Genomic DNA, 15359 nt, shown 5'->3' with positions numbered 1-15359 from the left:
CCCCCTTTTATGGAGGAATTTATTTACAGTATTTAATATCATTTGTTAATATTGCTGATCCTAACTTTTCTGTTTTTGAGTTAGAAGGGCGAACTTGTACTGTTACCCCTTTCAATTCTTCTGTAATTCCATCAATTCTTCCTGCCCATGTTGGACCACCCTCTTCAGTTGTTGGATAAAGTTTAAACCTCCAACTTATTTCATCGGGAATGAAAGCAAAACCTTCATAGGTATCATAATTTCCAAAAGTTGATGGTTCGGGTATATGGAGGGCATGAATGCTGATACTTTTACGTGGAAAGCTTGGTGTTAGTTTTACTTTATAGGCCAAAGCTACTCCCTTTGCATTATCATAGTTACTATTGACTGAATTTAAAACAAGACTACAAGGCATGGATATCTCAGGATCAGCTTTAATTTGCGACGGACTAGAGATAACAGAACATAGTAATAGTAAAACCAAAATGAATTGTTTCATTGTCTCACTCCTGCAATTCGTTTTGGTTATTTTCCCCTATTACTTTGATTAAATTCCATTCCCTACCCATGTTTCCAAAAAAGCGTCTTTTAGTTGAGGAAATGAAACATCTTTTTAAGTTTATCTCAATTGCTATGATTTTGAGAGGTTGAAATGCCTTTTCCACCTATAGGTATGGAAGTTCCAATTTTCTCTACACCCGCAAGTATCGGTTTCGCATTTTGAATTAATTGTTGACTTGCTTCCAATGATAAAGAATATTGATGAGCTTCCTCGCTGGACCAAACCTCATAAACATAAATGGCATCAGAGTTATCATCAGCTAGGCTAACAACATATAATTCGCACTCATCCACTTTCTCCATTGACTTTGAGGCTTCCAACAACAGTTTCGCTAAGGAATCACGTTTACCTTCAACAGCAGTAAACATGTTGTACAACCCGAATTTACTCAATGTTACTCCCTCCGTTTGATTAATGTATGATGCAAATAATAATTTCTGCTTAACTTTATAAATCTCCTGTTATTACACTACAATGGTAACACCAATAACCCTATAGGTACAACCAGGCCCCATTTAATCGAGTCCCCCATTATCGTACCGTAAAAAATCAGTCCTAATATACTTAGAAAGAAAATGACATCTGATAAGACATTCATAACATTGAATGTTTTAGTAGAAAACTTTTCATGCATAAACCATCCTTAAGTAACCTCGCTGTTTCAACTATTCATACGTTTGAGTGAAGAATTTGTTTCAAAATCCCAAATTACCTCGGATTCAAGTCTTCCAGATAATGGCCCAATTCTTGAATAACCATTTACTAAAACAGCACCATATTTCTCCGTAAGTACACAAATTTTAAATAACCTTTCTATTATTTATACTTCCACCAGATAAAAACAGTAAGTACAAAATCATTTCCCCTTAGGGCTCTACTTGCTGCTATATAGTCAACTTTTCAATTTTTTACTTTACTTCTGTTCAAGCTGGTCACTCTTGAAATGAAATCTATCGGAACGTCCTCTTTCACCATTTCCCTGGCATCCCGTTTGGACTCTCCAGCCTTCCAAGTTCTTTTCCCTCTATTTCATAAGAAATTGGTAATTCGAAAGCTTTTCTGCGTTTGGCGTTTGTTTTATTTCCTTTACTCTCCCTCTTCTCGACTGTAAATTTTAAATACCGCTCGAAAAGTATTACCAAAGGGCTTCTTCCCGATTTGATAATTGGACCGTAAATGGATATACACACAACAATAAAATACCGGTGCCAAGCATTATACCGAAGAAAAGCAAAATAGGGACATCAAACAGAAGTGGCAGGAGCATGCTTAACGGTGTAATAAACGTGCAAAGTCCAAATCGTTTTTTTGATTCAGTGGTTGGGTATTGTTTTTCTCTGCAATAAGAACACCCCATGCCAGTATCCAACGTGAAAGATTTCTTGAGTTTGTTTCCAGCTCCATTTATGATGGCAATTTTGACAAATTGGCATCATTCCTAACCACTCCCTTTTCCAAAAAGACATTAGCATGCATGAATTATTTTGTTTTAAATGGAATGACGTAGATTGCGTCACCTTCTTCCCAGGAGGCCTGAAGTACATAGATAAAGTCATCTGATTTTTTTGGCAGGCTTACCTTATGACGCTTTAACGGAACCATATCTACAGTATTTTCTTTCCATATCCCGCCCTTCATCTGCGAAGGGGCATTTTCAAATCTTATTTCCAGTTGTGCATTAGAAGCCACTTCATTCTCCATATTTTCAACAAGATGAGGCGGTTTTGCGGTATCAACATTTACCGCCTGCCCTTCATCATTCCAGGAATACGTGCCAATATTATATGAAAGCTCCTTGCCATCAACCGTGAACGTGGGCTCCGGCGGCCGCAATTCAACCGTTTTATTACTTGGCTGATTCGTGCAAGCAGCTGAGACAAGACAGAGGAGCATTATTACCGGTAATAACCGCTTCCTCATCTCAATCCCCCCTACTGTTTATGTGCTCATATAAATGAAAGCCTGCAACATAGTATTAATCAATTGTAAGCAGAAACGATGTTACACACATCACAACTACGGCTATAGACAGCATCATCTGATATGTATCTTTGTTTGATTTCCTGGTGATTGTGCTCAGGAACATCATTAAACCGAAAATAATTCCGCACACAAAAACAATCTGCAGTATGAAACTATCCAACAAGGGTACCCCCCTCCTCGATTATTTCATTTTTTCCAAAACAAGATAGTCCTTTGGCTTGATACCATGTTTTTTTGCAAACTCAACAGTTGTTCATACACTACTACCTTATATGTCATGTACATTTCCTTTAATCAGTGCGGTAAAGGAATTTTGGAAGATGGCCCCAGCATATTAGTCCGAAAAAATTTCCCCTTTATTCAGATTCAACGTATGATTATTAATTTTTACAGTATGATTATTTATCCAATTGACATCAGCCTTGTTCATATTAATGTCGCTATATATTTTTTTCGTGAACCATAGCGGCCCATTTACTATTCCTTTAACACTAATGGATGTAGCTGCTCCTCCATTTACCGTAAAAAAGTCGATAGTGATTGCGGCATCCGGAGAGTGTACTGTTTTTAGCGGTTCTTCCACCATTATATTTACTGCCGTTAAAAACAATAGAATGACTGAAAGCAAAAATGACATGATTAGCGTGAACCAGCCTCGCCATTTAGCAAGACTGCTCTGTTTGCCTTTTAATCCCTTCATACCCATAACAAAAGCAATAATAGCGATTAACAACAAAATAAATACGGGTGGTGCCGCTGACCATAATTGATAAATGGAAGCATATATAGCGTTTAATGAAAGCACGAGTGCAATTAAGGTTAAAAAGAATGAGCCTTTATTCATTGTTCCTGTCAATAAATCACCTTCTGTTACAGTATATGATATCTACCAATACGGTTCCTCTTCGTTGGATAATTTTAAAATAAATGGATAGGAACAGAACATAACTAAGAGAAAAGTAACAGCCAGAAAGATAGCCATACCAATCGACACGTCTGCCCAGATATTAACAGGCAATATCAGAATTAATGGAATAAGCGCATACATGCCGCCCCACCTTCTTGACGAGGCAGATTCATACTGCTTTTCACCACAATGCGGGCATTTCAGTTTGAATAAAGTTTTAACCGTTTGTTTCCAGGACCATTCTTCACCACAGTTTTGACACGTCGGCATACTATCATCTCCTTCATTTTTGTTTATGTATTTTTGCCGATCACTTTTATTAATCTCTTAAAAAAATGATTTTAAAAGGAGAATTGGTTATCGAATCCCTGATGACTGCATTTTCATTTTGCAAGGAATCGTTTATCTGTTTTCTTCTATTCGGAATCATCAAGAAAGGCAGTTTATTTGGGGACCATTTCACTTCCGCTGTTTCCGGGCCATCTTGTACAGGTATACCGCCTTGCAGTTCTCCTATAAATATATGTTGCATGTCATCGTATTGCGTTTGAAAGTACTCACCTGTTTTACACAGGAAAAAAATAAACGCATAAACTACAATGACGGCGGACTGTCCGGAACTGCATTGGCAAGAATGATGTAGATAATCAGGTTTGCCGGAAGAAAAATGAATATAAGTCTGACTGCAAATGAGGACATGCCGAAAAACTCAGCTATACCTCCGCAAACACCCGCAATTGCCCGATCCCTTGATGATTTTCGTAATTTATTTTGCAATGCACTCCCCGCCCTTTTAAAAATTCTTCTTTAAAACTATTTTACCACAAATATTCCAAAAAATGTGAATTATTATGAGGTGTTTAACCGAAAAAAATCAGCCTTAACTTCTGAGGCTGATTGTTTACAGATTATGTTTCAGATATTTCATTTTCAGTGACCCACTTATAGTTCATCACTTCCTTCCCAGTCCATATAAACGATCGCTATTTTCGACGGTTCACTCGTTGCTTCGGCTCCTTTCATTCCTTTCATTCCTTTCACATGGGAAGCCGTTAGTGTGACTTTTGTTCCTGGTTCCAGCGTATTTTCGCTTGCAAAAACTTGCCTCTACATCGCATGTTTGACGCCTTTTTTGACCAATAACCAATTGGCTGGATAACTTGTCAGGAATCCGAGCATCATGGCAATTTGCATCATAAACCAGAACACTGCTGATGTTGGTTCAGGCATTTGTGTAAAAAACGCATAGTGAACAAGTGCCATCCAGCCAAACATGCCAATCTCAAAAGCAATTAAGGACAATGTATCTGCTTTGATCGCATTTTTAATTGCCTTTCCTGGTTCGCTCTGCTTTTTAAATCCCATACCATAGTATTGAAAAGCAATTCCGAAAATATAAGCAAGAATAAATTCAACTGCATAACTTGCGAATAATGTACTTCCGGCAATCGTTAGACCGGTCATTGCTATAATTGGAACACCAATCATATCACCGAGTGAACACCCGCTGCTGCAATGCGTTGTAGACACAAAAACACTTTGCCAAAACGGTTTGTTGCCATGATTATGATGGTGCATGTGATCATGGTCGCTGTGATGATCCAAGTGTTCATGATGGTGATCATGATTTTCCATATGCTCATGACGTTCTTGGTGGCTCATGTGATCCATGTGTTCAGAGTGATCATTTCCATTATTCCTCCCCAGACTGTAGTACGCCCATATACCCACAACAGGAAAATAAAGGCCTGTGAGCGGCCAAACAATATTCATAATCGGCATCATCTTTTGCGGATGCCTCTTCACATCAATTGCAATGAATACTGTCTGCAGTATCCCAATGATAATTGCAATCCATGCAATTATTTCCAACCAACTCATTTAATCAACACCTTTCCGAATACCTTTACGGGGTATAATTTTCCCGTGTTTTGCATAATTAAACACAAAATTAAATTATTTCTTCATCATTCAATTGCATTATACCCCCCTACTGTATCTTGGAAACGTTAAAATAAATAAAGCCAAGCACTCCTAGCAAAAGGAGCGCCTGGCTTTTTATGTGCCAGTCATGAAAACCGCGAATATCATGACTGTTTTCACGAATATATTGGTAAAAAACACGAATATCTGTTGCGAAATAACGAATAACCAATCCAAAACCAAGAATAAATCCGTCATCAGCAAAATTTTTGCAGCCTATTACCCCATCAAAGCAGTCATTAACGCTTTTTGAGCATGGAGGCGGTTTTCGGCCTGTTGAAAAACAACGGAATGCTTGCCATCAATCACATCAGCCATTACCTCTTCACCCCGGTGCGCCGGCAAACAGTGCATAAAGGTGACGTCTTTTTTCGCCAACGAAAGCAGCTTGCTGTTTACCTGAAAATCAGCAAACGCCTGCTCCCGAACTTTTGATTCGCTTTCCTGTCCCATACTTGCCCATACATCGGTGTAAATAACATCAGCCTTTTCAGCGGCATGTACAGGATTTGCAGTGATCTCAACTTTTCCGCCTGATGCTGCAGCAATCAATGCAGCTTTTTTGGAAATAGCATTCTCCGGCTGATATCCTTCCGGTGCGGCAATGCTGATATGCATCCCCATGATTGCCGCTCCTATCATAAGCGAGTTGGCCATGTTGTTGCCATCCCCGATGAATGCGAGCTTCACACCCTCTAATCCCCCTTTGACTTCTTCAATCGTCTGCAAATCGGCAAGCACCTGACAAGGATGGTAGACATCCGTTAATCCGTTAATGACCGGTATACTTGCGTTGGCGGCCAATTCTTGCACCATCGCCTGTGAATACGTGCGAATCATGATGCCATCCAAATAGCCGGAGAGAACGTTAGCTGTATCAGCAACCGGTTCGCCCCTGCCCAGCTGGAGATCATTGGTACTAAGAAAAATTCCCATCCCGCCTAATTGATACATCCCTGTCTCAAATGAAACACGCGTCCTGGTCGACGATTTTTCAAAAATCATCCCAAGTGTTTTTCCTTGAAGCGGTTCGAAAACCTTACCGGATTTTTGCTTCTTCTTTAAATCGTGCCCAAGCTCAATCAAATCGGACAGCTCGCTGGACGAGTAATCCGTCAGTTTTAAAAAATCTCTCCCTGATAATCCCACTGAGGCCCCGGGACCGGGTTGTTTCGTATTTACCATCATGTTCGCGTCACACTCCTTTTTCAATTGCTCAAGGCAATCTTTTGTTCATGTTTCTTGATCCAGGCAGTTGTTTGATCAAAAAGTTCCGCTGCTTTATCGAGCTGTTCCTGCACACGGTTTTGTGCGGTCCCGCCCTCCACATCACGTGCGTTGACCACTGTTTCCGGGGCAAGCTTTTCAAAAATATCCGATCCAATAAGATCAGAAAATGATTGCAGTTCCTCCAATGATAAGTCGAGCAGGTATGTGCCGCTTTCGATGCAATGCAGGACGATATTTCCAACAACTGCATGTGATTCGCGAAATGGCATCCCTTTTGTAACGAGATAATCCGCCAGATCGGTCGCATTGGAAAAGTCATTTCGAACAGAACTGTACATGCTTTCTTTTTTCACCTGCATCGTTTCAATCATCGGTGCAAACAGTGCGAGTGCACCTTTCAGCGTTTCGGCTGAATCGAACATCCCCTCTTTATCCTCCTGCATGTCTTTGTTGTAAGCGAGCGGAAGGCCTTTCAACGTTGTCAGCATACTTATCAGGTTGCCGTATACACGACCGGTTTTACCCCGGACAAGCTCCGCAACGTCAGGATTTTTCTTTTGCGGCATCATGCTGCTTCCCGTGCAAAAGGCATCATCCAATTCGATAAAATTAAACTCAGCACTGGACCACTGGACAAGTTCCTCGCATGATCTGGACAGGTGCGCGCCAACCAGCGATGCATTCGATAAAAATTCAACAACAAAATCGCGATCACTGACTGCATCAAGACTATTTTCACAAATTCCGTCAAAATGCAGTTTTTCTGCAGTCAGTTTCCGGTCGATTGGAAAGGTTGTGCCGGCCAATGCGCCAGCACCGAGCGGCGATTGGTTCACCCGTTTCCAGCTGTCGGCAAGTCGCTCAATATCCCGCTGAAACATGAAAACATACGCCATCATATGGTGTGCAAACAGGACCGGCTGAGCCCGTTGTAAATGGGTGTACCCCGGCAAAATCGTGTCCATATTACGCTCTGCCTGCTTGTAAAGTGATTGCTGAACGTCAAGCAGCAGCTGACTGAGTTCAACCAGCGTTTCCCGTAAATAAAGCCGCATATCCAGTGCCACCTGGTCGTTTCTGCTTCTTCCGGTGTGCAGTTTTCCGCCGACTGAACCGACTGCTTCAATCAACAGTCTTTCCACGTTCATATGGATATCTTCATTTTCCTCAGTCAGTTCCGCTTCCCCGTTTTTAATTTGTTTCGAAACGGTTTTGAGTCCTCCTGTAATGACGGCCGCATCTTCTTCGGAAAGAATTCCTGTTTCCGCAAGCATTGCCACGTGCGCCAGACTACCCTGGATATCATACTGTGCCAGCTTCTGATCAAAACCGATGGACGCCGTATATTCATCCACTAATTGGTTGGTTGGTTTTGTAAAACGTCCGCCCCATAGTTTCACTGTTTAATAGCTTCCTTTACGTCAAGCTTAATTTTTTCAGTAGAGTCATCCTTCGTCTCAGCTTGCTTATTTACCGCGGAATGAACTTGTGTCGGCAGTCCCCACAGCTTAATAAATCCAAGCGCCGCTTCATGATCAAATGCGTCCTCTTTATCATAGGTTGCCAGGTCAAAGTCATACAGCGAGTTTGCGGATGTGCGGCCGACTACTTGTGCATGCCCTTTGTACAGTTTTACTTTCACGGTTCCGGAAACATGCTCCTGTGTTTCCTTGATAAATGCTTTTAGTGCATCGGTCAACGGTGAATACCATAGGCCGTCATATACGCTCTGGGCAAATTTTTGCTCAACGACAGGCTTGAACTGAGCCACTTCTCTCGGCAGTGTCAGTGCTTCCAGTTCCTGATGGGCCGCAATCAGGGTCAAAGCTGCCGGTGCTTCATAAATTTCACGCGACTTAATTCCAACGAGACGATTTTCCACATGGTCGATACGTCCAACCCCATGTTTACCGCCAATTTCATTTAACATTAAAATCAGTTCCTCCAGTGGCAGTTCTTCGCCATTAAGTGCAACTGGTTTTCCCTGCTTGAACGTAATCGCCACGGTTTGTGGGTCGTTTGGTGCATCAACCGGATTTGCTGTTAGATCGTATGCTTCTTCCGGCGCTTCCACCCAAGGATCTTCGAGGATGCCACATTCGTTGCTGCGTCCCCACAGGTTCTGGTCAATGCTGAACGGATTATCCTGCTGTATCGGAACCGGAATCCCGTGCTCTTCCGCATAGGCAATTTCCTCGCCGCGGGACATTGCCCATTCACGAACCGGGGCAACAATTTGCAGATCCGGATTCAATGCAGTAAATGCCACATCAAATCTGACCTGGTCATTTCCTTTTCCGGTGCAACCATGCGCAACCGCAATAGCACCTTCTTTTTCTGCAATATCAGTCAGGATTTTCGCAATGAGCGGACGGGACAGTGCCGAAATGAGCGGGTATTTCCCTTCATACAGCAAGTTTGCCTGCAGTGCGGGAAGCACGTATTCATCGGAAAACAGTGACATAGCATCCACTACATATGATTTAATCGCGCCGACTTCAAGTGCTTTCTGCTGAACAAAGTCCAGATCCTTGCCTTCCCCAACATCAAGTGCAACCGCAATGACATCGAAATTATATTTATCCTGAAGCCACTTCACTGCAACGGAGGTATCAAGCCCACCGGAATATGCGAGTACAATCTTATCTTTAGCCATCGGAATCTCCCCTTCGAAATTTATATTACGTATTATTATGCATTATAATGAATAAAAATTCAACAATAAAATTTAAAAACTTAATACAGACACATAAATAAAAAGAGGGAGTGAACCAATCAAATTGGACCACTCCCTTCTTTTAAATTCCATCAAAACGAATATATATCCAATAAATGACCGCGGATTGTTCCCAGTGAGACTTTTACCTGTGTTTTATCTTTCGCCTGCACCGATTGTTTGAGCACCTGCAGTTCGACGTTAATTCCTTCATATTCGGCTTCGTCTCCCAGCAATTGCAGTTTCCACTTCTGCTTTTTATAGACTTTACTCAACTTTTTCACACCAGCTTTTGTTTGTTTCCAGTCCGCTTGATCCACAGTATCATTAATTTCCTGGATTTCCTGATAAAAAGCCTGCTCAGATTGACATCCCGTTATCAGTATCATGCATATGGCAAGGAAAATCGGTATTAACTTTTTCACCAAAACAACCCTCCTACATGTTTTTTCTTATCTTGTCCAATAATATAAAAGAATTACATGTAAATAGAGGAATGGAGGAACATCATGCCTGAGTTTTTATTAACTATTATCCGATCAATTCTTGCTTTTCTTTTGTTGATGGTCATGGCACGAATCATGGGGAAAAAACAAGTTTCCCAGCTAACCTTTTTTGATTATTGTGTAGGAATCACGATTGGCTCAATTGCCTCAGCCATGGCAATCGATCAAAATATAAAAATCACCAATGGACTTGTTGGACTGATTATCATGGGACTCTTCCCGGTATTACTTGCATACGGCTCGATGAAGTCACTCAAGTTCCGCCGCCTGACCGATGGAAAGGCATCTGTATTAATTGAAGACGGAAAAGTTCTGGAAAAAAACATGAAAAAAAGCAAAATGAATATCGATGAACTAATGCTGTTTTTGCGGGAAAAGAATGTATTCAAATTATCAGACGTGGAGATGGCGGTTATCGAAACAAACGGGCAGCTAAGTGTATTAAAAAAATCTGATCAGCAGCCACTGACGGCAAAACAGCTGGGCATCACCGTGAACATGGAACAGGGTCCCGCTATTGTCATTATGGATGGGAAATTGATGAATAAAAGCCTGCAGTCACTTGGTTATTCCAGTGAATGGCTGAAGGGGGAAATTCAAAAGCAAGGTGCAACGGATTATGAGGATGTGTTTTTGGGACAAATAGATTCGAGCGGCAATGTCTATGTTGATCTATACAATGATGACCTGCAGCAGCATAAAATTAAACAAAAACCGCTTCTTGCTGCTTCCCTGAAAAAAGTGCAAGCCGATTTGGAGACATATTCACTGCAGACTGAGAATCCAGAAGCAAAGAAAATGTATTCGCAGCAGTCCGACAAATTGCAGCAGACGATTGATTCGATCCTTCCATATTTAAAAGAAAGTTGAAAGTATCTTCTGGTTAACGGAAGATGAATTATTGGGCAGTTTACCTAGAATATTTGGCAAAAAGTATTGAAAAATAAAGCTGCGAGCAGTTGCAAATCCCTTATTACATACGCTCGACAATGCTTTCGACTTCGACACCGTTAAGCGCCTGCGTTGCCAAATGGTCTGCTTCCCGATTTTGTTTCCTTGGAACCAATTCATATTCCGGAGTAATCCCCAACCGTTCCAGCTGCTGCTCAATCCGATCCGCCCATTTGGACAAATCCGCTTCGTAACATGGCCAGTCGCCGGCTAATTGATTAATGACGACTTGCGAATCCCCTGCAAAAACAACAGGCATATGATGGACGCCCAGTTGCTCGACTTCCTGCAATGCCAGATGAAGTGCCGCATACTCAGCTTCGTTGTTCGACTGCAATTCATCGACGATTGCATTTTTGCGGATCCGTAATGATTTGTTGTTCTGCTCAAAATAAATAGCACACCCCAGCCCTGACTTTTTCGTTTTCCAATCAAATCCACCGTCAAATAATACCGAAACATTGTGCGGCTCTGTCTGTATTTCCTCCAGCACCTTTTTCAATTCTTTCAGATTCCACCTTGCATCGTATCGGTCAATAAATATAATATGTTTCATGCGTCCCGATTTTTCCAGGTCTTCTGCCAGAAGTAATGCTTTTTTGCCACGCATCTCGTCTGACTGAAACACTGCCTCGGTTCCTTTTGGCGTTCTATATGTAAATTCTATTTTGACGTTCATGTAAGTCCACCTCTATTTCAGAAAACCTCATTAAAGGGAAGGGAACTTTGCTTTCCTGGAAGCCCTTATGCTTAAAATGTAGCAATCATCGTTGCGCTCATGCAGTAAGAAAGGATTTGAATACGAAGGGAAATGGTCAGCCCATCTCCCCTTCTTGTTTATTGCCGCTTTTTCGTTTTCTTATTATTTGCCCGCTCTGTTTCCGTCAATGGTTCATTGGCAAATTCATGGTCATATTTTCGACTGAGGTTTTTCCTTACCGCCTGCTCATCACTGAAGCCTTGTTTCTTTTCCCTGCGATTTTCCATTTCAAACACCTCCAACCTATATTTTGGCTTGGAGGTTCGGTTTATATGTATGTCTGCGGTATGTGGAAATTTTCATCGGTTCAGAAATTGAAAAGAAATCCGGCATTTATCCGAATGGCCACCGGTGGAACGTGCTGTAGATGGATGCAAGCAAGATACCAGCGGCATAATCAGACAAAAAGTTGAGGATGAATGATCAGACAGATATTGCACGTTTTCTTAATTCATCCTCAATCAACCGAATGAAGTCTTGATCCAGTTTTTGTTCTTTTGCTTGATAGAAAGCTTCTACAAGCAACTTATCAGATAATGTTTCCATTTTTAATCTTTTTAACTGCTCCTCTTTTTTAGTCAAATCTTTATATAACTTTCGATAAGAACAGCAATTTTCTGAGGAGTAATCGGAAAAATTCTACATTTTTTCCAAAAAGTTGCTGAAACAACACCATTCCTGGTATTATTTCACAACAAATTCCGCCCTGCTGTGCCCTTCTTTTGTTTTTTGCACTTCCAGTATTGCCGGGAACATCGTTTTCAGTTCCTGAACGTGTGAGATCACCCCAATCATGCGGCCGGACTGCTGCAGATCGATCAGCGTGTCGATTGCTTTATTGAGGGATTCCTCGTCCAGCGTGCCGAACCCTTCATCAATAAACATGGTGTCGATTGCGATGTTGCCCTGGAAGTTCTGGATAACGTCGGACATACCGAGTGCCAGACAAAGGGACGCATTAAATTTCTCACCGCCTGACAGTGTTTTGACATCACGGGTCTGTCCGGTATAGGCATCATAGACATCCAGTGCAAGCCCGCTCTGCCTGCCATGAGACTCCTGCCGATCACTGCGCATCAGGTAAAATTGCCCATTGGACAATCGTTTCAGACGGCTGTTCGCCGCATCGATAATCCGCTCCAAATATTCAATCTGCAAGTATCGCTCAAATGATATTTTTTGGCTGTTTTGTCCACGCAACACGTCATACAAATCGGTAATCGCAGCAAGTTCTTGTTCACGCTCGGCAGCTTGTTCATGTGCCTCCAGAATATTTTGCCTTATAGTCGATGCCTGATCCATATATTTTTCCGAATCCTTAAATGTCTTATAAGCTGCTTCATATGCTGCCTTAAGTTCCTGCTGCTGCTCCTGCAGTACAGTCAGATCAACCCGCTCTTTATCTTTGAGGGTTTCAGCCAAATCGTTCACCTGCTGTCTTTTTGCAGTCAGGTTCTCCTTGAAGCGTTGAATCGATTCCTTCCATTCCTGACGCTCTGCTTGCTGCATTTTCGCCTGCTGATACTCCGCTTCGGATTCAAATAATGCCTCTCGCAGTGCTTCATCAAATTGCTGCTCAGCTTTCGCATGTTTTCCCCTCGATTCCTCCAGCTGCTGTTGTGCATGCGTCAAGTCTGATGCTGCTTTAGTATCGGCTTCCGTTGCCTGTTGAAGCTGCTGTTGCGCATCCACCCAGGCTTTTTCGAGTTTTGCTTTATGTTCCGCCGTTGCATCGATTTGTTTTTCCAGCGTGTTACGTGTGCGCACTTCTTCTGGAATATTACGCAATTTCTCATTGTATACGGCCACATCAGCCCGGTAACTGGCTTGAAGTTCGTGGTAGTTTTGTTCTAGCTGTTCTTTCTGCTGTTCAAACTGTAGCTGTTGTTCTTTTACCGTTTTAAAATCTTCCTTATACTGTTTTAATTGCTCACGCTGCTTCTCCAGGTGTTCCACTTCGATCTTCAGTTGTTTGCCTTTTTCCAGCAGTTCATCTCTGACAGTGGAAACGTTCTCCGCCTCTATCGAATAAGTGTCCAACTCCTGTTGTTTCTCTGTTAACTGACTAGAAACAGATTTCAACTCTGCAGCTGAATCCCGGTATGTTCTATCGCTTTCATCGAGTTCTTTCTTCAGGGAATTAAGCTCATCACGTGTCACCATTTCGCCCTGTGCCGCCGCTTTACGCGGATGTTCCGTATTCCCGCAGACGGGGCAGGCTTCCCCTTCATGCAGGTGACCGGCAAGAACGACTGCCTGATTGTTCAGCCAGGTATTTTCCTTTTCGCTATATGCCTTTTTCACTGACAGATAAGCCGTTTCCTGCTTCTCTACTGTCTGCTTCAATAAATTTTGCTGTTTGTATAAGGTCATATAAGCATCCACAATCCGGTATTGTTCCCGCATGTCCACCCGTTGCTGCTGTTTATCCGCAAGCTGACTCACTGCTTCATCCATTTTGGCAATGTGTTTGTCATATTTTTCAGCACTGGTGACTTTTTCCTGAAGATTGGTGCGCACCTTGTTCAAATCCGCACCGGCTTTTTTGCCTTGTTGTGCCAGTTGATCGAGGTTTTCTTTTCGTTCATCCATCTCTTTTACCGGTTCTATAAACCCTTTCAACCTCTCAAGCTGCCGACTGGTTTCTTCGCGTTCAGCTTTCCGGCCATCCTCCTGCTGATAGGCCGTTTCAGCCTGCGCGCGCTTCTCTTTTGCTGACTTCGCTTTCGTTTCAGCTTGCTTTAATACTTCTGTCTTGGCAGTCTCATCCTTTTTCCATTCCGCAACCTGGTTCTCATAAACTTCCAGATGGCTCGCACGTTCGGCCTTTTCCAGCAGCTTTTCTTTTTCCTGGAATGCCGGCACTTGCTCTGTCAAATTGTTCAGTTCGTCCCGTTTTTTATCCAAGTCCGCAAACTGATTATTGAGTGCCTTTGCCTGATGCAGCTCGTTTTGTTTCTCGTCATGCTTCTGATACGCGTCCTGATACGCTTGCTTGTCAGTTGTCATTTTACGTGTGTAATATTCGGATTCCGTTTCGAGCCCCGTAACAACCTGATTGATGTTATAAAACTCCTCGTCAAGCACGTTAAAAAGATCGGATTCCTCGCGAGCCGGCAGCGCCGTATGTATGCTTTGCACATAGTGGTCACGAGATTGCTGCGCCTGCTTAAAACGCTGATCGACACGATTCTTTTTATCCCGCAGCAGCTGATTCAGTTGATTGTAGCTTTCCGTTTTGAAAAGCCGCCGTAAAATTGCCTCCTTGTTTTCGGTTTGTGAGGTGAGGAGCTTGCGAAATTCACCCTGCGGCAGCATAACAATTTGCTTAAACTGATCCTGCGTCAGCCCGATAATTTCCTCCACTTTTTTATCGATTTCAGACACAATTTGCCGGTCAACACACGGTATTTCTCTGCCGTCAACTTGTTCGAAAAACTCGAATCGTTCGCCGGTTTTAGACTTATTTCCCTTTTTTACATGCCCAAGCTGCCGGAGAATCCGGTAATGCCTGCCATTCAGTTCAAACTCCAGCTCGATTGCAGTATGTGTATCATCCGATGCAAAATCACTGCGAAGCATCCGATTGTCTTCACGGTCTGTTCCACTGGCACTGCCATACAAGGCAAAACATATTCCGTCAAAAATAGTCGTCTTCCCTGCGCCGGTATTTCCGGAGATTACGAACAAATTATATGGATTGAGATCGGTAAAATCTATCGTTTCCGTACCCTTGTACGGGCCAAATGCCGTCATCGTTAATTTCAGCGGTTTCATCGTAT

At 42.4% G+C, this 15359-nt stretch carries 19 protein-coding genes; 1 reads left to right on the top strand and 18 read right to left on the bottom strand.

Annotated features, from left to right (window positions below; genetic code table 11):
- Positions 1-19: 19 nt before the first annotated feature.
- From ABD010_RS03700 to ABD010_RS03635, 14 genes are all read right to left on the bottom strand, one after another.
- On the bottom strand, positions 20-478 hold the full coding sequence (locus ABD010_RS03700) for a YoqH family protein (protein ID WP_343810393.1): 459 nt from the start codon (positions 476-478) through the stop codon (positions 20-22).
- A gap of 125 nt (positions 479-603) precedes the next feature.
- Positions 604-933 carry a putative quinol monooxygenase gene (locus tag ABD010_RS03695; protein ID WP_343810391.1) on the bottom strand — a complete coding sequence of 110 codons (330 nt, stop codon included), beginning with the start codon at positions 931-933 and terminating at the stop codon, positions 604-606.
- 743 nt (positions 934-1676) lie between these two features.
- Complete coding sequence (locus ABD010_RS03690) at positions 1677-1898, bottom strand: hypothetical protein (protein ID WP_343810461.1); 222 nt, start codon at positions 1896-1898, stop codon at positions 1677-1679.
- A gap of 122 nt (positions 1899-2020) precedes the next feature.
- Complete coding sequence (locus ABD010_RS03685) at positions 2021-2461, bottom strand: hypothetical protein (protein WP_343810389.1); 441 nt, start codon at positions 2459-2461, stop codon at positions 2021-2023.
- A 55-nt stretch (positions 2462-2516) separates the two neighbouring features.
- Positions 2517-2684, bottom strand: a complete 168-nt coding sequence (locus ABD010_RS03680) for a hypothetical protein (RefSeq protein ID WP_343810387.1) — start codon at positions 2682-2684, stop codon at positions 2517-2519.
- A gap of 174 nt (positions 2685-2858) precedes the next feature.
- On the bottom strand, positions 2859-3380 hold the full coding sequence (locus ABD010_RS03675; protein WP_343810385.1) for a DUF5412 family protein: 522 nt from the start codon (positions 3378-3380) through the stop codon (positions 2859-2861).
- 30 nt (positions 3381-3410) lie between these two features.
- Positions 3411-3701, bottom strand: a complete 291-nt coding sequence (locus ABD010_RS03670) for a TIGR04104 family putative zinc finger protein (protein ID WP_343810383.1) — start codon at positions 3699-3701, stop codon at positions 3411-3413.
- Positions 3702-4025: 324 nt separating this feature from the next.
- Positions 4026-4208 (bottom strand): PspC domain-containing protein, encoded by a 183-nt coding sequence (locus tag ABD010_RS03665; RefSeq protein WP_343810381.1) that lies wholly within the window; start codon positions 4206-4208, stop codon positions 4026-4028.
- A 165-nt stretch (positions 4209-4373) separates the two neighbouring features.
- A complete protein-coding gene (locus ABD010_RS03660) occupies positions 4374-4511 on the bottom strand; it encodes a DUF1541 domain-containing protein (protein ID WP_390350851.1) in 138 nt (45 codons plus the stop codon).
- 27 nt (positions 4512-4538) lie between these two features.
- Positions 4539-5312 carry a DUF4396 domain-containing protein gene (locus ABD010_RS03655; protein ID WP_343810379.1) on the bottom strand — a complete coding sequence of 258 codons (774 nt, stop codon included), beginning with the start codon at positions 5310-5312 and terminating at the stop codon, positions 4539-4541.
- A 321-nt stretch (positions 5313-5633) separates the two neighbouring features.
- Complete coding sequence (argF, locus tag ABD010_RS03650; protein WP_343810459.1) at positions 5634-6599, bottom strand: ornithine carbamoyltransferase; 966 nt, start codon at positions 6597-6599, stop codon at positions 5634-5636.
- Between the two features lie 23 nt (positions 6600-6622).
- A complete protein-coding gene (gene argH, locus ABD010_RS03645; RefSeq protein WP_343810378.1) occupies positions 6623-8044 on the bottom strand; it encodes an argininosuccinate lyase in 1422 nt (473 codons plus the stop codon).
- Positions 8041-9300 carry an argininosuccinate synthase gene (locus tag ABD010_RS03640; RefSeq protein WP_343810377.1) on the bottom strand — a complete coding sequence of 420 codons (1260 nt, stop codon included), beginning with the start codon at positions 9298-9300 and terminating at the stop codon, positions 8041-8043. Before ABD010_RS03640 ends, argH begins: the two co-directional genes overlap by 4 nt.
- Positions 9301-9452: 152 nt before the next feature.
- On the bottom strand, positions 9453-9785 hold the full coding sequence (locus ABD010_RS03635) for a DUF4363 family protein (protein ID WP_343810376.1): 333 nt from the start codon (positions 9783-9785) through the stop codon (positions 9453-9455).
- Positions 9786-9869: 84 nt separating this feature from the next.
- Between ABD010_RS03635 and ABD010_RS03630 the strand changes: the two genes are divergently transcribed.
- Positions 9870-10736 carry a DUF421 domain-containing protein gene (locus ABD010_RS03630; protein WP_343810375.1) on the top strand — a complete coding sequence of 289 codons (867 nt, stop codon included), beginning with the start codon at positions 9870-9872 and terminating at the stop codon, positions 10734-10736.
- Positions 10737-10839: 103 nt separating this feature from the next.
- Here the strand turns inward: ABD010_RS03630 and ABD010_RS03625 are convergent, their stop codons facing one another.
- The 4 genes from ABD010_RS03625 to ABD010_RS03610 form a co-directional block, all read right to left on the bottom strand.
- Positions 10840-11496, bottom strand: coding sequence for a ribonuclease H family protein (locus ABD010_RS03625; RefSeq protein WP_343810374.1), 657 nt, complete (start codon positions 11494-11496; stop codon positions 10840-10842).
- Positions 11497-11654: 158 nt separating this feature from the next.
- Positions 11655-11804: a small acid-soluble spore protein SspO gene (gene sspO, locus ABD010_RS03620; RefSeq protein ID WP_343810373.1), complete on the bottom strand. Its 150-nt coding sequence runs from the start codon at positions 11802-11804 to the stop codon at positions 11655-11657.
- 196 nt (positions 11805-12000) lie between these two features.
- Positions 12001-12159, bottom strand: a complete 159-nt coding sequence (gene sda / locus ABD010_RS03615) for a sporulation histidine kinase inhibitor Sda (protein ID WP_343810372.1) — start codon at positions 12157-12159, stop codon at positions 12001-12003.
- 102 nt (positions 12160-12261) lie between these two features.
- Positions 12262-15354, bottom strand: a complete 3093-nt coding sequence (locus ABD010_RS03610) for an AAA family ATPase (protein WP_343810371.1) — start codon at positions 15352-15354, stop codon at positions 12262-12264.
- Between the last annotated feature and the right edge of the window lie 5 nt (positions 15355-15359).

This window comes from Virgibacillus siamensis (assembly GCF_039522605.1).
In the GTDB taxonomy this organism is placed as follows: domain Bacteria; phylum Bacillota; class Bacilli; order Bacillales; family Amphibacillaceae; genus Lentibacillus; species Lentibacillus siamensis.
The sequence above is the reverse complement of the archived record's forward strand: the minus strand, read 5'-3'. Positions and strand labels throughout refer to the sequence as shown.